This is a genomic window from Streptomyces sp. NPDC005574 (genome assembly GCF_040605435.1).
GTDB lineage: Bacteria > Actinomycetota > Actinomycetes > Streptomycetales > Streptomycetaceae > Streptomyces.
In genome coordinates this window covers 120281-136242 of the sequence record NZ_JBEXCW010000003.1, presented here as the reverse complement: position 1 = coordinate 136242, position 15962 = coordinate 120281, and the positions used below count along the sequence as shown (strand labels likewise).

The window sequence follows — 15962 nt, the reverse complement described above, 5'->3', positions numbered from 1 at the left end:
CTCCGCCGGGTGCGGCTGCCCGCCGCCGACGGATGCGGCTGCCCGCCGGCCGCCGAGGGCACGTGGCCCCGGCCCGGGGCGAACAGCCGCAGGCGGTCGACGGCTCGCCGCCCGACGCGCCCCGCGACCGGCCGTCGAGGTCCCGAAGGCGAGTAGCCGCAGGCATCCGGCGGCGCCGGAGCGGAGCGGGGGGTCAGCCCGCCTTTGCCTCGCCTTCGCCGTACAGGACGCGGGTGAGTGACTCGTGGGTCACGCCGTGGTCGGCGAGGGTTTCGGCGGGGACGCCGGGCCGCGCCGCCAGGGCGAGCAGGATGTGCTCGTCACCGATGCCGCGTTCACGGTGGGCGACGGCGACGCGCAGGGTCCCGACCAGCAGGTCCTTGGCGCCGCGGCCGAACGGCCGCCGTCCCGACCACCCGGAAGGGGACCGCCCTTGGTACCGGCCGCCAGCGCCCCCTCGCCGTGTGCCTCCTCCACCTTCGAAACGATGTCGGACAGGTCGATGCCCAGCCCCGACAGCGCGTCGGCGTCCGCCCGCGAGAGCCCTCCGCGGCGACGGGCCTCGGCCAGGTCCCGCACCAGCCCGTCCCGGCCACCGGGCGGCAGACCGAGCGACGCCAGGGCGAACGAACCCCGGCTGCCCTCCCGGTCGAGCAGGGACAGGAGCAGGTGTGTCTCCTCGACCCGTTCCGCCCCCTCCCGTTCGGCATGCGCCACCGCGCCCTCGACCACCGCGCGGGCGTCCTTCGTGAACCGCTCGAACATCAATGCCTCCCGTACTTCTTGTGCACGGCCTGCCTGCTCACGCCGAGTTCCGCGGCGATCTCCTGCCACGACCAGCCCTGATGGCGCGCACTGCGCACCTGCACCGCCTCCAGCTGCTCCAGCAGCCTGCGCAGCGCGGCGACCGCGCGCAGCCCCACCCGGGGGTCGCGGTCACCGGCCCGCTCGGCGAGATCCGTTGCTTCCGTCATGCTGTCAATCTAAGTTGACAGGATCGGCATGTCAACCCTAGTTGACACACCTCACGCACCGACGGCCGGCCCGGGAACCGGACCGGCCGTGCGCTGAGGAGCGAGAGTCGAGGGGCGGAAGGAGAGGGAGGAAGGGGTCAGGACGGGCGCGCCGCTACCCGTTCGTGAGGACGATCTTCCCGAAGTGGTCCCCGCTCTCCATCCGCTCGAAGCCCTCCCGGGCGCGGTCGAGCGGAAGCACCTCGTCGATGACGGGACGGACACCCGTGGCGGCGCAGAAGGAGAGCAGGTCCTCCAGCTCGTCCTTGGTGCCCATGGTGGAGCCGACCACCTTGAGTTCGAGGAAGAAGATCCGGGTCAGCTCGGCGTGCGCGGGCCGGTCGCCGCTGGTCGCGCCGGAGATGACGAGGGTGCCGCCGGGACGCAGGGACTTCACCGAGTGCGACCAGGTCGCGGCGCCGACGGTCTCGATGACGGCGTCCACCCGCTGCGGCAGCCGCGCGCCGGACTCCACCGCCTCCACCGCCCCGAGTTCCAGGGCCCGCTTCCGCTTGGCCTCGTCCCGGCTGGTGGCGAACACCCGCAGCCCGGCCGCCTTGCCCAGCACGATGGCCGCCGTGGCGACGCCTCCGCCGGCGCCCTGCACGAGGACGGAGTCACCGGGCCGTACGCCGGCGTTCGTGAAGAGCATCCGGTACGCCGTCAGCCAGGCCGTGGGCAGACAGGCCGCCTCCGCGAAGGACAGTTCCTTGGGCTTGGGCAGGAGGTTCCACGTCGGTACGGCGACCCGCTCGGCGAAGGTGCCCTGGTAGTGCTCGGTGAGGATCGAGCGGGGTTCCCTGGGGCCGACGCCGTGGCCGGTCTGGCCGATGACCGAGTGCAGGACGACCTCGTTGCCGTCCTCGTCGATTCCGGCGGCGTCGCAGCCGAGGATCATCGGCAGTTTGTCCTCCGCGAGCCCCACTCCGCGCAGGGACCAGAGGTCGTGATGGTTGAGGGAGGCGGCTTGGACGTCGACGACGCTCCAGCCGGCGCGGGCCTCGGGAGCCGGACGCTCCCCCAACTCGAGGCCGGTGAGCGGCTGGTCACGGTCGATGCGGGCGGCGTAGGCAGCGAACATGGATCGACGATAGGCGCCGGACGCGCGGTTTTTGAACCGGGGCGCCCTGTGACACATACCCTCTTGCCTCCGGCCCGGACACGGGGACGGGCGGCGGGACGGCCATCGGCCGGACACAGCGACGGCCACCGACAGGGACACCTACCCGGCGAGCCGGCGCAGCCGCCGCCCGGTAGCCCGCCAGCCGGTAGCCCGAACCACCCGATCGGCCGGACGCGAGGGTAAAAAACGGCCCCGCCCAAAAGGACGGGGCCGCTTCGGTGGACGTCAGCGGCGCGCGACGCCCTCCGCACGGGCGGCGGCGGCCACGGCCGCCGTCACGGCGGGAGCGACCCGCTCGTCGAACGGCGAGGGGATGACGTAGTCCGCGGCGAGGTCGTCGCCCACGACCGAGGCCAGCGCCTCGGCCGCCGCGATCTTCATGCCCTCGGTGATCCGGGAGGCCCGCACCTGGAGCGCCCCGGCGAAGATGCCCGGGAACGCCAGCACGTTGTTGATCTGGTTCGGGAAGTCCGAGCGCCCGGTCGCGACGACGGCCGCGTACTTGTGGGCGACGTCGGGGTGCACCTCGGGGTTCGGGTTGGCCATGGCGAACACGAAGGCGCCGTCCGCCATCGAGGCGACCGCCGGCTCCGGGACCGTACCGCCGGAGACGCCGATGAAGACGTCGGCGCCCTCCAGGGCCGCCTCCAGCGGGCCGGTGATCCCGGCCTTGTTGGTGAAGCCGGCCAGATCGCGCTTGACCGGGGTCAGGTCGTCGCGGTCGGCGGACACGATGCCCTTGCGGTCCGCCACCGCCACGTCTCCGATCCCGGCCTCGACCAGGAACTTCGCGATGGCGACCCCGGCCGCGCCGGCGCCCGAGATCACCGCCCGCAGATCGCCGAGGCCCCGCCCGGTCAGCCGCGCGGCGTTGCGCAACGCGGCCAGCGTGACGACCGCGGTGCCGTGCTGGTCGTCGTGGAAGACGGGGATGTCCAGCCGCTCCTGGAGCTTGCGCTCGATCTCGAAGCACCGGGGCGCCGAGATGTCCTCCAGGTTGACGCCGCCGAAGGAGGGCGCGAGGCGCACCACGGTCTCGACGATCTCGTCCACGCCGGTGCAGGCCAGCGCGATCGGGACCGCGTCGACGCCGCCGAACTGCTTGAAGAGGATCGCCTTGCCCTCCATGACCGGGAGGGAGGCTTCGGGGCCGATGTCGCCGAGCCCGAGCACCGCCGTGCCGTCCGTCACGACGGCGACGACCGAGGACTTCCAGGTGTAGTCGTGCACGAGGTCCGGCTGCTCGGCGATCGCGCTGCACACCTTCGCGACGCCGGGCGTGTACGCCAGGGACAGGTCGTCCTTGTCACGGATCGGCACGGTGGCCTGCACAGCCATCTTGCCGCCGCGGTGCAGCGCGAACGCGGGGTCGAAGGATTCGAGGGGCTCCGCCCCGCCGTCCTGGCCCGTATCGCTGTCGCTGCGAGGATTGACGATCTCCGCTGCCACTTTGTCTTACCCCTTAGGTCTGCATGGTTTGAGGGTGGCCACTCCTGGTTGAGAAGTGGGCGGGCACCGCGGGCGGCCCGTGTCGTGTCGCGGGGGGCCGTACGCGACGGGCGCGCCGCACACGCGCCCTGAGCCCCGGATGAGGGGTGTAAAGAACCTTCTTACCGGACGGACCGCGCGCCGACGAGTCCAATACGTACAAGGTCACATCCCGGAGGTGACATTCCGGAAGGAGCCGGGTGCTGACCGTGACACGAATCATGAGCAGATATCTGGACAAGTCCTCGAGACTCGCTCGACGAGGCTCCGGGGCGCGGGGGGAAGATCACACCCGCTGCGCAAGGGAAGGACCGCATTCTGAGATGCGCCGAAGATCTTCCGGCCGGAAGGGCAGATTCCCGCAGAAGGTGCGGTCGTGATGTACCGACCTGGTGTGGTTCGGGGGTCACCCGTTATCCGATTTTGACATGCCGAGTCCCCTGAATGGTTCAGTCCGAATGGCAAGATGCCGTAATCACACGAGGTCGCGACACTCGAAGACGTGTGTTCTTGTCGACCCACGGCAACTGTCGACCGCGTCGACGACCGCCGGCCCCATCGGCACTCCACCCATCCGCCGGAGGAACCCACCATGACCGCAAGCACCACCCGTCGTACCACCGCCGCGCACTCCCGGACAGCCGCGGTCGGTGCGATCGCGGTCGCAGGCGCCCTGCTGCTCACCGCCTGCGGTGACCAGACGGACAAGAGCAGCAGTGACACCTCGTCGGAGTCGTCCGCGTCCGCCGCTCCGCTCGCCGGCAAGCTCCCCGCGGACATCAAGAGCGCCGGCGTCATCAAGGTGGGCTCCGACATCGCGTACCCGCCGGTCGAGTACATGGAGAGCGGCAAGGCCGTCGGTATCGACCCCGACATCGCCGACGCCCTCGGCAAGCAGCTGGGCGTGAAGTTCGACTTCCAGAACGGCAAGTTCGACCAGCTCATCGTCGGTCTGCAGTCCAAGCGCTTCAACGCGATCATGTCCGCGATGAACGACACCAAGGACCGCCAGAACGGCATCGACTCCGACACCGGCAAGAAGGTCGGCGACGGCATCGACTTCGTCGACTACTTCACCGCGGGCACCTCGATCCTCGTCCAGAAGGGCAACCCCAAGGGCATCAAGTCCCTGGACGACCTGTGCGGCAAGGTCGTGGCCCTGCAGAAGGGCACCACGTCCGAGGGCATCGCCAAGGCGCAGAGCACCAAGTGCAAGAAGGACGGCAAGAAGGCCATCACGCTGCAGACCTTCGACACCGACCCCGAGGCGCTGCTGCGCCTCAAGCAGGGCGCGTCCGTCGCGGACCTCAACGACTTCCCGGTGGCCGCGTACAACGCGAAGACCTCGGGCGGCGGCAAGGACTTCGAGGTGGTCGGCGAGCAGATCGAGGCCGGCCCCTACGGCATTGGCGTCAGCAAGTCGAACACGCAGCTGCGTGACGCCCTGCAGGCCGCGATGAGCGCCATCATCGCGAACGGCGAGTACAAGAAGATCCTGGAGAAGTGGAACGTCACGGACGGCGCGGTGACCGAGGCCAAGATCAACGGCGGCTCGTGACCCAGCCCGACGTACCACTGAAGGGCAGTCATCGTGACTGACATTGTCGACAAGACTCCGGCGCCGTCGGTGCCGCCGGAGCAGATCAAGGCCATCCCGGTGCGCCACTACGGCCGCTGGGTGGCCGGGGCGCTGGTCATCGCCGTCCTGGTGCTGATCGGGCTCGCGTTCTCCAACGCGAACATCAACTACGGCATCATCCCGGACTACCTGACGGACGACCTGATCCTGTCCGGGGTCTGGCACACGCTGTACATCTCGGTGCTCGCGATGGTGCTGGGGCTCGTCCTGGGCGTCATCCTCGCGGTCATGCGGATGTCGTCCAACCCGGTCACCAGCACGGTGTCCTGGCTGTACATCTGGTTCTTCCGCGGCACCCCGGTGCTGGTGCAGCTGCTGCTCTGGTACAACATCGCCCTGGTGTTCCCCGTGCTCAACCTGGGGTTCTACAAGGACGAGATGAACGACGTGATGACGCCGTTCCTCGCCGCGCTGCTGGGCCTCGGTCTCAACGAGGCCGCGTACATGTCCGAGATCGTCCGGGCCGGCATCCAGTCGGTCGACGAGGGGCAGACGGAGGCCTCGCACGCGCTGGGCATGACGCAGGCCAAGACGCTGCGCCGGGTGATCCTGCCGCAGGCCATGCGCGTGATCGTGCCGCCGACCGGCAACGAGTTCATCAACATGCTGAAGACCTCGTCGCTCGCGTACGCGGTCCAGTTCAACGAACTGATCAAACGGTCCACGGACGTCTCCAGTACGTCACTGGCGGTCGTCGAGCTGTATTTCGTGGCATCGATCTGGTATCTGATCCTGACCAGCGTCTTCAGCGTCTTCCAGTACTACCTGGAACGCCGTTACGCCCGTGGCTCGATGCGCACGCTGCCGCCGACCCCGCTTGAGCGCCTGAAGAAGAACCTGCGGCTGTTCGCTTCCTTCCGCCGCCCGGAGGTGACCCGATGAGCGGTCTCAGCAAGGACTTCGCGCCGAGCACGAGCGGCCACCCCATGGTCAAGGCCGAGGGCGTGCACAAGTCCTTCGGGCTCGCGCACATCCTCAAGGGCATCGACCTGGAGGTGAACCCGCGCGAGGTGTTCTGCCTGATCGGCCCGTCCGGCTCCGGCAAGTCGACCTTCCTGCGGTGCATCAACCACCTGGAGAAGATCAGCGCCGGCCGGCTGTCGGTCGACGGCGACCTGGTCGGCTACCGGCAGCAGGGCGACAAGCTCTACGAGCTGAAGGAGAAGGAGGTCGCGGCGCAGCGGCGGGACATCGGCATGGTGTTCCAGCGCTTCAACCTCTTCCCGCACATGACGGCGCTGGAGAACGTCATGGAGGCGCCGCTCCAGGTCAAGGGCGAGTCCAAGGCCGTCGCCCGGGAGCGGGCGGAGCGACTGCTGGACCGGGTCGGTCTCGGCGACCGCAAGGACCACTACCCCTCCCGGCTCTCCGGCGGGCAGCAGCAGCGTGTCGCCATCGCCCGCGCGCTGGCGATGGAGCCGAAGCTGATGCTCTTCGACGAGCCGACCTCGGCGCTCGACCCGGAGCTGGTGGGTGAGGTGCTCGACGTCATGCGGGACCTCGCGGAGGACGGCATGACGATGATCGTCGTCACGCACGAGATGGGCTTCGCCCGGGAGGTCGGCGACTCGCTGGTCTTCATGGACGACGGTGTGGTGGTCGAGTCCGGCCACCCGCGCGAGGTCCTGACGAACCCCCAGCACGACCGGACGAAGTCGTTCCTGTCCAAGGTCCTGTAGGGCGGTTCACGCGGAAGGGGCGGTACGGGATCCTCGTACCGCCCCTTCCGCGTGTGCGGACCTCGTCACCTGAGGGCGAGCAGCAGTGTGTCCGACGGGGAGCACCACACCGGGCGGGCCTCGGCGAAGCCCTTCTCGCGCAGGGTCCGCGCGTGCCAGGCGGCGGAGGGCATCTCGCCGTCGGCGTGCTCGCCGTAGATCTCGAAGCGGCGGGCGGTCGGCCCGGCGAGGACCGGGTCCTGGGCGGCGAGCTGCCACCACTGGGCCCAGTCGGGGACGCCGGCGCCCCGGGCCTGTTCCATGCGGGCGTGGCGCTGGGCCCGCTCGGCCGCGTTGATCCTGGGCGTCGTGTCGTCGATCATGTGGTCCGCGTTCATGAAGACACCGCCGCCGCGGACGAGTTCCGCGACCTGACCGTAGAGGGCCGCGAGGGGTTCGGTGTGCAGCCAGTGCAGGGCCGTGGCGGTCAGGACGGCGTCGTACGAGTCGTACGGCAGCGTGGCAGGCCACCGCGGGTCCTTGAGGTCGGCGGTGACGAAGGAGACCCGCTCGTCGCCCTCGAAGGTGCCGCGGGCGATGGCGAGGAGCGCCGGGTCGAGGTCGACGCCGGTGCTGGTGGCCTCGGGGAGGCGGGCGAGCAGCCGGGCGGTGATGCTGCCGGTGCCGCAGGCGAGGTCGAGGACGCGCGGCGCGGGGCCGACGAGCGCCTCGACCATGTCGAGCATGATGGCGAACCGCTCCTCGCGGTCGGGCATGTACCACTCCTGCTGGCGGTCCCAGCTCTCCTGCCAGGCGCGCCAGTCGGTTCCGGTACCGGTGGTCATGGAAGCCCTCGTTTCGGTCGCCCGCGTAATACCCTGGAAGCACGATCAGCTGTTACCCGACCGCACTCCGACGATAGAACGCCTCCGTAAGGACTACAAGTGGAACTGGCCTATTACTCGGACTACGCCGTCCGTCTCGTCAACAGCGAGGACCCGGCCCGGGGCAAGGACTCACTGACCTCGGTCGAGGCCGTCCGCGACCTGTTCGGCGGCAACTCGTCGGCGGCCCGCCGCGCCACCGACGCGGACGTGACGCGGTTCCGCTCGGTCCGCGGCCGGCTGCGCTCGGTCTTCGAGGCGGCGGACCAGGGCGAGGAGACGCTCGCGGTGGACCTGCTGAACTCCCTCCTCCTGGAGTTCCCGGTGAGCCCGCAGATCTCCGGCCACGACTTCCGCGACGACGACGGCCGCCCGCTGTGGCACATGCACCTGGCCGACCACCCGTCGAACGCGACCGCGGGCTACGCGGCGATCGCCGCGATGGGCCTGGCCTTCCATCTGACCGAGCACGGCGTGGACCGCCTCGGCCTGTGCGAGGCGGCCCCGTGCCGCAACGCCTACCTGGACACCTCGACCAACCGCTCGCGGCGCTACTGCTCCGACCGCTGCGCGACCCGCGCCAACGTGGCGGCCTACCGGGCCCGCAAACGCCTGGAGACCGACCGGTCCCACAAGACCGGTCTGGCGGCCGACAGCGCCCAGCGCAGCACGGCGAGCGGCGAACGCTGATCCGGCCGCGGCGGCCGGTAGCGGAAGCGGACCTTCCCCAGGATCAGTTCGTCGGGCACGACGCCGTAGTCGTTGCTGTCACTGCCGGCGAACGAGTTGTCGGCGAGCACCCACCAGCCGCCCTCGCGCCGCTGCACGGCCCGCTTCACGATGAGCAGGTCCTGCTGGAAGGGATGGCGCAGGACCACGACGTCCCCGGGCCTGATCCGGCCCCCGTGCCGCACCAGGAGCCAGTCGCCCTGGTACAGCGTGGGCACCATCGACGGCCCGGTCACCTCGAAGCGTCCGAAGGGCTGCGTCGCCCTCCCCCGCTCGGTCTCCTGCGACAGCTCCGGCATCCCCGGCACCTCCCCGGTGTGTTCCTCCACCAGTCTCAGTCTGACCCCGGACTTTTGTCCTAAGCCCATGGGGGCACCCGCGAAAACCCCGCCCCCAGGGAGTAATGTCCCACCTGAGAAGACGATCACGAGGAAGGAACGCTCCATGCTTTCCCGCCTGTTTGCCCCCAAGGTCAAGGTCAGCGCGCACTGCGACCTGCCCTGCGGTGTGTACGACCCGGCCCAGGCCCGCATCGAGGCGGAGTCGGTGAAGGCCGTGCAGGAGAAGATGGCCGCCAACGACGACCCGCACTTCCAGGCGCGTGCCACCGTCATCAAGGAGCAGCGCGCCGAGCTCGCGAAGCACCACGTCTCGGTGCTGTGGAGCGACTACTTCAAGCCCCCGCACTTCGAGAAGTACCCGGAGCTGCACCAGCTGGTCAACGACGCCCTGAAGGCCCTCTCGGCCGCCAAGGCGTCCACCGACCCGGCCACCGGCCAGAAGGCTCTGGACTACATCGCCCAGATCGACAAGATCTTCTGGGAGACGAAGAAGGCCTGACACCCGTCAGCCTCCGCGGACCCGCGACCGGTGCACCGTCGCAGGTCCGCGGGCATGCCGAAGGGGCCCGTCCGATCCGTCGGCCGGGCCCCTTCGGCGTCCGTCCGCGACCACCGGTCCGCGAGCTGCGGATCGTGCGATGCTGGCGGGATGGTGACCACGGAGGACCTGGTCCGGCTGCGGCGGGCACGCGACCGGATGAACCGCGAGTACGCCGAACCCCTGGACGTGGCAGCGCTCGCCGGCACGGCGCTGATGTCGCCGGGCCACTTCCAGCGCAGCTTCCGCGCGGCCTTCGGTGAGACGCCCTACAGCTACCTCATGACCCGCCGTATCGAGCGGGCCAAGGCGCTGCTGCGCCGCGGCGACCTGACCGTCACGGAGGTCTGCGTCGCGGTCGGCTGCACCTCGCTGGGCTCCTTCAGCTCCCGTTTCACCGAACTGGTCGGCGAGACCCCGAGCGCCTACCGCGCCCGCTCGCACGAGTCGGGGGCGATGATCCCGGCCTGCGTGGCCCGCACGTTCACCCGGCCGACACGGGCCGCGAAGCCGGCGTCCTGGTCCGAGGGGCCCTGAGGGATGTCCCGCTGTCCGGCGGGCGGGCGGGGCCCGGCACGGCCTAACCTGCCGTCATGGACATCAGACTCAGGCAGTGCTTCATCGCCGTCGACGACCATGACAAGGCGATCACCTTCTACCGGGACGTCCTGGGCATGGAGGTCCGCAACGACGTCGGGTTCGAGGGGATGCGGTGGGTGACCGTCGGGTCGCCGCTGCAGCCGGACGTGGAGATCGTGCTGGAGCCGCCGGGCGCGAACCCCGACGCCTCTCCCGCGGACCGGGAGGCGATGGCCCAGCTGCTGGCGAAGGGGATGCTGCGCGGGGTCAACTTCACCACCGCCGACTGCGACGGCCTCTACGCGCGCGTGCGCGAGTCCGGCGCCGACGTCGTGCAGGAGCCGATGGACCAGCCGTACGGCGTCCGCGACTGCGCGTTCCGCGACCCGGCCGGGAACATGCTGCGCTTCATGGAGCGGGACGGCGGCTGACACCGGACCGGACCGGTGCGGCTGACACCGGACCGGACCAGGGGGGCCGCCGCCTACGATCACGCCATGAGCATCCGCTGGACGTACGCCTTCATCGACCGGCCCGCCGGCCTCCTCGGCCCGGCTGGTTCGTTCTGGACGGCCGTCACGGACACGCGGCTGTCCGCGCCCCGGGGCGCGCGCGGTGAGTTCGCCACGCTCGTGCCGGAGGGGGCCAACGCCTGCGTGAGGATCCAGGGCGTCGGCGACGGGGACGGCGGCGCCCACCTCGACCTCGCCGTCGACGACGTCCCCGGGTTCCTGGAGGCGGCGCTCGAACTCGGGGCGGCGGTCGCGGCACGACACGACGGGTGGGCCGTACTGCGGTCGCCCGCCGGGCAGTTGTTCTGCGCCGTGCCCGGCCACGGGGAGTCGGCCCGCCCGCCCGTCACCCGCGGCACCCGGCTCGACCAGGTCTGCCTGGACACCCCGCCGTCCGCCTACGACGCCGAAGTCGCCTTCTGGAGCGGCCTGATGACCGGCTGGGAGTCGGTGCCGGGCTCGCTCCCCGAGTTCCACGTGATCAAACCGCCGCCCGGACTGCCGGTCCGCGTCCTGCTCCAGCGCCTCGGTGAGGAGCGGCCCGCCGGCGCCCATCTCGACCTGGCCTGCGCGGACATCGAGGCGACCCGGGACGCCCACGAGCGGCTCGGCGCACGGCTCGTCGCCCGGGGACGCCACTGGACGGTGATGCGCGACCCCGCCGGCGGCACGTACTGCCTGACCGGCCGCGACCCCGAAACGGGCGGACTCCCCCGGGACTCCGGCTGAGCCGTGTCCTGGCGCCGGAAGGACGGCGTCAGGGGCCGCGGGTACCCAGCATGTACGCGCAGCCGACGGCGCCGGACTCTTCTACGGAACGTGGAGAGGCGCCGAGGCGCGGGCAGTCGCCGGCGTCCATCTCCCGCCGAAGCAGCGACGCCGCCGGGTCCGGGGTCTCCGGCCCGCTGTACCAGCCGGGCCGGGGCTCCGCCGAGTCCTGGAGCCACAGGGTCAGTCCGCCGCCGACGGCCACCGTCACCGCCCACACCACCAGCGCCCACCGCCATGCCCGGCGACGGCGCTCTCCCCCGGCCCGTGTCACACCCACTCCTCCACGTCGACCACGGCGTCCACCGTGATCGGGCCGTACACGTGCGGGAACTCCTCGCCGCCGGGCTCCGGTGCCTCGTAGCGCACCTCCGCGTCGAGCCGTCCGGGGTCGACGACCAGCACCACCAGGTCGCCGGGGCCGTCCGAGCCGTACAGGAAGGCGGCCACGCGCGGGAGCTGGTCGCGGGTCGAGCAGTGGATGAAGCCCTCCTCCCCCAGGGTGCGGCCGCGCGTCGACATCTCGTACGTGCCCCGGGCGCGCGCCGCCTCCCACAGGGAGCGTTCCGTGATGTGCAGGATGTGCGTGGGTTCGGACATGCCCCGCACGTTACGGCCTCGGCGGGCCGCCCGCGCCCGCGTCCGGTGACCCGGCCGGGGTGACCCGGCCGGCGGTCTCGGCGCGGGTCAGGAGTCCTTCGCCGGGGGTTCTCCGGGGTCCTCGCCGCCAGCGGTGGCCCGCGACGCGGCACTCTTCGGCAGGGGCACCGCGCCGTCCGCCACGAAGGCGTCGCAGTCCGGGTTGTGGCACGGGCCGCCCACCCACACCGGGACCCACGCGCCCAGCGTCTTGTGGCGCCGGACGACCGTGCCGACGGGCTGCCCGCAGACGGGACAGTGACGTTCTTGACCGTCCATGTCCTCAGGGTAGGCCGCGGGCCACCCCAGCGCTTCCCGCCCGCCGGGCGGACCCGCACGCCGACGTGGCCGGTGCGGACTACGCGGACCGGGGTTCGCGCCACATCGGCCACATCCGGGGGCCGTCGGGCAGGTCGAGGGGGCGGCCGGTGAGGGCGAAGCCGAGCCGCTCGTACAGCGTGCGGCTGCGCGCGCTGCTCGCCTCCAGGTAGGCGGGCAGCGCCTGCCGGTCGCAGCGGTCGAGGACCGACTCGACGAGCGCGCTGCCGACGCCCTCGCCCTGCCGTTGCGGCGCCACGGCGATCATCCACAGGTATTCGTGGGCGCGCCCGGCGGGATGGATGTCCGCGGTCAGCCGCGCGATCAGTTCGACGCGCTCGTTGTCCGGATCGACGGCCGCGCGCACCTGCGCCGGCCCCTCGTCGTCGGCATGTCCCTCGGTGGCCTCCCGCGCGGGCACGGGCAGCCACAGCGCGCAGCCCGCGCCGTCCTCGGTGACCTCGACACGGCCCTCGGCGAGCACGATGTCGGTGAAGGCGGCCATCAGCCGGTGATGCGTGGCGCGGCGGTACGCGTCCCCAGGGAAGACCCACCTGCTGACCGGATCGTCCTGGAACGCCTGGTCCAGCAGCCGGACGACCGACTCTCGGTCGTCCTCGCCGGCCACCCGTATCACCGTGCCCATGTCCGCCCTTTCGCCCAACCTACGCTGCTCGTACGGGCGTTGAGACTATCCGGTGACGTGAGGGAGCGGGCCCCGCACACCGTGGGGATGTGCGGGACCCGCCGTCCGGGGCCCCGGGCACCGCGGCGTCAGGTCCGCGAGGTGCCGGCCGCTCCGGGGTATCGGTGCCCTGCGCCGCCGGCCGTCAGGAGGAGCGCCGGGTGACGAACTCGGCCAGTGCGAGCAGCCCTCCCGCCGCCTCCGGTTCGGGTACCGCGCGGGCCAGCTCCTGCATGGCGCGGGCCATCCGGTCGGCTGCCTGGACCTGCGCCCAGTCGCGCCCGCCGGCCCGCTCCACCGCCAGCACCGTCCGCTCCAGGTCCCCTTCGCGGTAGGGGAGCCGGTACAGCTCGGCCAGTTCGGCGGCGGCCGGCGTGCCGGAGGAGAGGGCGGCCACCACCGGCAGTGACTTCTTGCGGGCGACGAGGTCCGCGCCGGCCGGCTTGCCGGTGCGCCCCGGGTCTCCCCATATGCCGATCACGTCGTCGATGAGCTGGAAGGCGAGCCCAGCCTGACGGCCGAACGCGTCCATGGCCTCGACGTCCTCGGGAGCGGCGCCCGCGTACAGCGCGCCCATCGCGCAGGCGCACCCCAGCAGCGCGCCCGTCTTCGCCTCGGCCATGGTGAGGACCTCGCCGAGGGTGACCTCCCCGGGGGCGCGTCCTTCCATGGCCGTGTCGGTGTGCTGGCCCTCGCACAGTTCCATGACGCAGGCAGTGAGGCGTGCGGCGGCCGCCGAGGACGCCGGGTGGGGGTCCTCGGCGAGCAGTCCGAGGGCGAGCGCCTGGAGCGCGTCCCCGGTGAGGATGGCGTCGGCGTCGCCGAACACCGTCCAGACGGTGGGCCGGTGGCGCCGGGTGGTGTCCCGGTCCATCACGTCGTCGTGCAGCAGGGTGAAGTTGTGGACCAGCTCCACCGCCGCGGCCGCCCGCAGGGCCGCCGAGCGGGCGGCCGGTCCGCCGAGCGCGGCGGCCGCGGTGAGGACGAGCGCCGGCCGGATCGCCTTGCCCGCGTTGCCCGCCGCCGGGGTGCCGTCCGCCCGCTCCCAGCCGAAGTGGTAGAGCGCGACCCGGCGCATCGAGCCGGGCAACATGTCGAGGGCGGCGCGCAGTTCGGGATCGACACAGGTCCGGGCGCTCTCCAGGATGGCCACGGCCTCCTGCCCGTCGGACCGGTCCGCCCCGGCGGCCGACTGCTGCGCGGGCATCCGTTTCGGCTCCGTCATGAACTCGGTCACGGGGTTCCCCTCGGGCGGTGCGCGGACGGTGTCCGCGCTGCGGCCGGCCGCGTGCGGCCGGGTGTCCCCGCCCGGGCGGGCGGAGACACGGCTTCCCGCTGCGGGAAGGTCACCTCCAGCGGCCGATCTCGACGTTCTCCAGGACGCCGAGCGCGTCCGGCACGAGAACGGCGGCCGAGTAGTAGGCCGTCACCAGGTATTTGATGATGGCCTGTTCGTTGATGCCCATGAAGCGCACGGACAGGCTGGGTTCGATCTCGTCCGGGATGCCGGCCTGCTGCAGGCCGATGACGCCCTGCTCGGCCTCCCCGGTGCGCAGGGCGATGATCGACGTGGTGCGGGCCTCGGTCACCGGGATCTTGCCGCAGGGGTAGATCGGTACACCGCGCCAGGTGGGGATGCGGTTGCCGGCCACGTCGATGGTCTCGGGGACGAGCCCGCGTTTGTTGAGCTCGCGGCCGAACGCGGAGATCGCGCGCGGATGGGCGAGCAGCATCTTCGTGCCGCGCCGCCGGCTGAGCAGTTCGTCCAGGTCGTCGGGGCCGGGGACGCCGTCGTGCGGCTGGAGCCGCTGGTCGTACTCGCAGTTGTTCAGCAGCCCGAACTCGCGGTTGTTGATGAGTTCGTGCTCCTGGCGTTCCTTCAGCGCCTCCACGGTCAGCCGGAGCTGGTGCTCGGTCTGGTTCATCGGCTGGTTGTAGAGGTCGGCCACGCGCGAGTGGATGCGCAGCACGGTCTGCGCGACGCTCAGTTCGTACTCACGGGGCCTGGCCTCGTAGTCGACGAAGGTGTGCGGGATGTCCGGCTCGCCGGAGTGGCCGGCCGCGAGGTCGATCTCCTTCTCGCCGAACTTGTTGGTGCGCTGCTCCGGGATGGAGAGGAGGTGCCGCAGGTGTTCCCGCAGGGACTCGGAGCGCTCGGCGACCTGCTCGACGTCCTGGCGGGGCAGCACGAGCACCGTGCAGCCGGTGACCGCGCGGGCGGTGTACTCCCAGATGGCGTCGGGGTCCAGCAGTGCCTGCTCGCCGAAGTAGGCGCCGTCGGCGAGGACTCCGAGGACCGAGTCGTCGCCGTACGGGCCGGTGCCGACCTTCTCCACCCTGCCGTGCGCCAGCAGGAACACCTCGTCGGCGGGGCTGCCGAAGGACGCGATCACGTCACCCGGCGTGAACTCGCGCTGCTGGCAGCGCCGGGCGAGTTCGGTGAGCACGTCCTCGTCCTCGTAGGACCGCAGGGCGGGCAGCTCGCCCAGCTCGGCGGGGATCACCTCGACGCGGTCGCCGGTCTTCACGAACGTGACCCGGCCGTCGCCCACGGAGTAGGTCAGCCGGCGGTTGACCCGGTACGTGCCGCCCTGGACGTTGACCCACGGCAGCATGCGCAGCAGCCAGCGGGAGCTGATCTCCTGCATCTGGGGCGCGGACTTGGTGGTGGTGGCCAGGTTCCGCGCGGCCGCCGTGCCGAGGCTCTGCTGCGGCTTGCCCTGCTCTGTGCGGACCTCTTCGCCTACCGACATAAGGAATTGCCCTCCCGGTCATGCCCCGGCACCGAACTGCGCCGAGGCATCGATCTGCGTGACCAAGCCTTCCTCACGGAACGTGTCGGTGCCATTACACGAAAGAGCGGGAATGGATCACGGGATGATTGGGCACTGGTGGGCGTTCTGTCCACGCTTCCGCCCCGCACCACCCCCGCCACCCCGCACTGCGGCCGCACGTCAGCCGCCCGCATCGGCCGCCCACATCGGCCGGCCACCGCCTGTCCGGATCGGCTCGCTCGCTGTACGAACGATGTGTCCGGGCCGTCCCGGT

General features: G+C 71.3%; 19 protein-coding genes and 1 pseudogene. 8 read left to right on the top strand and 12 right to left on the bottom strand.

Going from position 1 to position 15962, the window contains the following annotated elements:
* Positions 1 to 193: 193 nt before the first annotated feature.
* From ABZT03_RS03555 to ABZT03_RS03540, 4 genes and pseudogenes are all read right to left on the bottom strand, one after another.
* Positions 194 to 765 (bottom strand): annotated as a pseudogene (locus tag ABZT03_RS03555) (Clp protease N-terminal domain-containing protein).
* Positions 765 to 974 (bottom strand): helix-turn-helix domain-containing protein, encoded by a 210-nt coding sequence (locus ABZT03_RS03550; protein ID WP_030038196.1) that lies wholly within the window; start codon positions 972 to 974, stop codon positions 765 to 767. The pseudogene ABZT03_RS03555 and the gene ABZT03_RS03550 overlap by 1 nt, the downstream one beginning before the upstream one ends.
* Before the next feature lie 154 nt (positions 975 to 1128).
* Positions 1129 to 2094: a zinc-binding dehydrogenase gene (locus tag ABZT03_RS03545; RefSeq protein ID WP_356032922.1), complete on the bottom strand. Its 966-nt coding sequence runs from the start codon at positions 2092 to 2094 to the stop codon at positions 1129 to 1131.
* 267 nt (positions 2095 to 2361) lie between these two features.
* Positions 2362 to 3585: an NADP-dependent malic enzyme gene (locus tag ABZT03_RS03540; RefSeq protein WP_356032920.1), complete on the bottom strand. Its 1224-nt coding sequence runs from the start codon at positions 3583 to 3585 to the stop codon at positions 2362 to 2364.
* Between the two features lie 631 nt (positions 3586 to 4216).
* Between ABZT03_RS03540 and ABZT03_RS03535 the strand changes: the two genes are divergently transcribed.
* Genes ABZT03_RS03535 through ABZT03_RS03525 form a run of 3 tightly spaced genes read left to right on the top strand, consistent with a single transcriptional unit; the run spans position 4217 to position 6942 of the window.
* Entirely contained in the window at positions 4217 to 5182 is a 966-nt protein-coding gene (locus ABZT03_RS03535; RefSeq protein ID WP_356032918.1) for an ABC transporter substrate-binding protein, read from the top strand.
* Between the two features lie 33 nt (positions 5183 to 5215).
* Positions 5216 to 6145 carry an amino acid ABC transporter permease gene (locus ABZT03_RS03530; protein WP_356032916.1) on the top strand — a complete coding sequence of 310 codons (930 nt, stop codon included), beginning with the start codon at positions 5216 to 5218 and terminating at the stop codon, positions 6143 to 6145.
* Positions 6142 to 6942 carry an amino acid ABC transporter ATP-binding protein gene (locus tag ABZT03_RS03525; RefSeq protein WP_356032914.1) on the top strand — a complete coding sequence of 267 codons (801 nt, stop codon included), beginning with the start codon at positions 6142 to 6144 and terminating at the stop codon, positions 6940 to 6942. Before ABZT03_RS03530 ends, ABZT03_RS03525 begins: the two co-directional genes overlap by 4 nt.
* A 65-nt stretch (positions 6943 to 7007) precedes the next feature.
* Here the strand turns inward: ABZT03_RS03525 and ABZT03_RS03520 are convergent, their stop codons facing one another.
* Positions 7008 to 7766: a methyltransferase domain-containing protein gene (locus ABZT03_RS03520; protein ID WP_356032912.1), complete on the bottom strand. Its 759-nt coding sequence runs from the start codon at positions 7764 to 7766 to the stop codon at positions 7008 to 7010.
* A 99-nt stretch (positions 7767 to 7865) separates the two neighbouring features.
* Between ABZT03_RS03520 and ABZT03_RS03515 the strand changes: the two genes are divergently transcribed.
* Positions 7866 to 8495 (top strand): CGNR zinc finger domain-containing protein, encoded by a 630-nt coding sequence (locus ABZT03_RS03515; RefSeq protein WP_356032910.1) that lies wholly within the window; start codon positions 7866 to 7868, stop codon positions 8493 to 8495.
* On the opposite strand, the gene sodX is transcribed toward ABZT03_RS03515, so the two are convergent.
* Positions 8399 to 8833: a nickel-type superoxide dismutase maturation protease gene (gene sodX / locus ABZT03_RS03510; protein ID WP_356033175.1), complete on the bottom strand. Its 435-nt coding sequence runs from the start codon at positions 8831 to 8833 to the stop codon at positions 8399 to 8401. The genes ABZT03_RS03515 and sodX overlap by 97 nt on opposite strands.
* 145 nt (positions 8834 to 8978) lie before the next feature.
* Between sodX and sodN the strand changes: the two genes are divergently transcribed.
* The 4 genes from sodN to ABZT03_RS03490 all read left to right on the top strand — a co-directional run bounded on the left by sodN (position 8979) and on the right by ABZT03_RS03490 (position 11233).
* Positions 8979 to 9374 (top strand): superoxide dismutase, Ni, encoded by a 396-nt coding sequence (sodN, locus tag ABZT03_RS03505; protein ID WP_020123534.1) that lies wholly within the window; start codon positions 8979 to 8981, stop codon positions 9372 to 9374.
* 153 nt (positions 9375 to 9527) lie between these two features.
* The gene (locus ABZT03_RS03500) at positions 9528 to 9950 is read left to right on the top strand and encodes a helix-turn-helix transcriptional regulator (RefSeq protein WP_356033172.1); all 423 of its coding nucleotides are present in this window, start codon (positions 9528 to 9530) and stop codon (positions 9948 to 9950) included.
* Positions 9951 to 10006: 56 nt separating this feature from the next.
* Complete coding sequence (locus ABZT03_RS03495) at positions 10007 to 10423, top strand: VOC family protein (RefSeq protein ID WP_356032908.1); 417 nt, start codon at positions 10007 to 10009, stop codon at positions 10421 to 10423.
* A 66-nt stretch (positions 10424 to 10489) separates the two neighbouring features.
* Positions 10490 to 11233 (top strand): VOC family protein, encoded by a 744-nt coding sequence (locus ABZT03_RS03490; RefSeq protein ID WP_356032906.1) that lies wholly within the window; start codon positions 10490 to 10492, stop codon positions 11231 to 11233.
* 28 nt (positions 11234 to 11261) lie between these two features.
* On the opposite strand, the gene ABZT03_RS03485 is transcribed toward ABZT03_RS03490, so the two are convergent.
* The 6 genes from ABZT03_RS03485 to ABZT03_RS03460 all read right to left on the bottom strand — a co-directional run bounded on the left by ABZT03_RS03485 (position 11262) and on the right by ABZT03_RS03460 (position 15667).
* Complete coding sequence (locus ABZT03_RS03485; protein ID WP_356032904.1) at positions 11262 to 11546, bottom strand: hypothetical protein; 285 nt, start codon at positions 11544 to 11546, stop codon at positions 11262 to 11264.
* Complete coding sequence (locus tag ABZT03_RS03480; RefSeq protein WP_356032901.1) at positions 11543 to 11872, bottom strand: DUF952 domain-containing protein; 330 nt, start codon at positions 11870 to 11872, stop codon at positions 11543 to 11545. The genes ABZT03_RS03485 and ABZT03_RS03480 overlap by 4 nt, the downstream gene beginning before the upstream one ends.
* Before the next feature lie 87 nt (positions 11873 to 11959).
* Positions 11960 to 12190 (bottom strand): hypothetical protein, encoded by a 231-nt coding sequence (locus ABZT03_RS03475; RefSeq protein WP_356032899.1) that lies wholly within the window; start codon positions 12188 to 12190, stop codon positions 11960 to 11962.
* Positions 12191 to 12269: 79 nt separating this feature from the next.
* Positions 12270 to 12875, bottom strand: coding sequence for a GNAT family N-acetyltransferase (locus ABZT03_RS03470; RefSeq protein WP_356032896.1), 606 nt, complete (start codon positions 12873 to 12875; stop codon positions 12270 to 12272).
* Between the two features lie 184 nt (positions 12876 to 13059).
* Entirely contained in the window at positions 13060 to 14139 is a 1080-nt protein-coding gene (locus ABZT03_RS03465) for a family 2 encapsulin nanocompartment cargo protein polyprenyl transferase (protein ID WP_356033169.1), read from the bottom strand.
* A gap of 121 nt (positions 14140 to 14260) precedes the next feature.
* A complete protein-coding gene (locus ABZT03_RS03460; protein WP_356032894.1) occupies positions 14261 to 15667 on the bottom strand; it encodes a family 2B encapsulin nanocompartment shell protein in 1407 nt (468 codons plus the stop codon).
* Positions 15668 to 15962: the final 295 nt, after the last annotated feature.

What these genes read in the sequence shown, in the direction of transcription:
- sodN (WP_020123534.1), top strand. Translation starts at nt 8,979, where the DNA reads ATGCTTTCCCGCCTGTTTGCCCCCAAGGTCAAGGTCAGCGCGCACTGC.
- ABZT03_RS03545 (WP_356032922.1), bottom strand. Translation starts at nt 2,094, where the DNA reads ATGTTCGCTGCCTACGCCGCCCGCATCGACCGTGACCAGCCGCTCACC.
- ABZT03_RS03475 (WP_356032899.1), bottom strand. Translation starts at nt 12,190, where the DNA reads ATGGACGGTCAAGAACGTCACTGTCCCGTCTGCGGGCAGCCCGTCGGC.
- sodX (WP_356033175.1), bottom strand. Translation starts at nt 8,833, where the DNA reads ATGCCGGAGCTGTCGCAGGAGACCGAGCGGGGGAGGGCGACGCAGCCC.
- ABZT03_RS03460 (WP_356032894.1), bottom strand. Translation starts at nt 15,667, where the DNA reads ATGTCGGTAGGCGAAGAGGTCCGCACAGAGCAGGGCAAGCCGCAGCAG.
- ABZT03_RS03520 (WP_356032912.1), bottom strand. Translation starts at nt 7,766, where the DNA reads ATGACCACCGGTACCGGAACCGACTGGCGCGCCTGGCAGGAGAGCTGG.
- ABZT03_RS03495 (WP_356032908.1), top strand. Translation starts at nt 10,007, where the DNA reads ATGGACATCAGACTCAGGCAGTGCTTCATCGCCGTCGACGACCATGAC.
- ABZT03_RS03490 (WP_356032906.1), top strand. Translation starts at nt 10,490, where the DNA reads ATGAGCATCCGCTGGACGTACGCCTTCATCGACCGGCCCGCCGGCCTC.
- ABZT03_RS03550 (WP_030038196.1), bottom strand. Translation starts at nt 974, where the DNA reads ATGACGGAAGCAACGGATCTCGCCGAGCGGGCCGGTGACCGCGACCCC.
- ABZT03_RS03480 (WP_356032901.1), bottom strand. Translation starts at nt 11,872, where the DNA reads ATGTCCGAACCCACGCACATCCTGCACATCACGGAACGCTCCCTGTGG.
- ABZT03_RS03525 (WP_356032914.1), top strand. Translation starts at nt 6,142, where the DNA reads ATGAGCGGTCTCAGCAAGGACTTCGCGCCGAGCACGAGCGGCCACCCC.
- ABZT03_RS03535 (WP_356032918.1), top strand. Translation starts at nt 4,217, where the DNA reads ATGACCGCAAGCACCACCCGTCGTACCACCGCCGCGCACTCCCGGACA.
- ABZT03_RS03465 (WP_356033169.1), bottom strand. Translation starts at nt 14,139, where the DNA reads ATGACGGAGCCGAAACGGATGCCCGCGCAGCAGTCGGCCGCCGGGGCG.
- ABZT03_RS03470 (WP_356032896.1), bottom strand. Translation starts at nt 12,875, where the DNA reads ATGGGCACGGTGATACGGGTGGCCGGCGAGGACGACCGAGAGTCGGTC.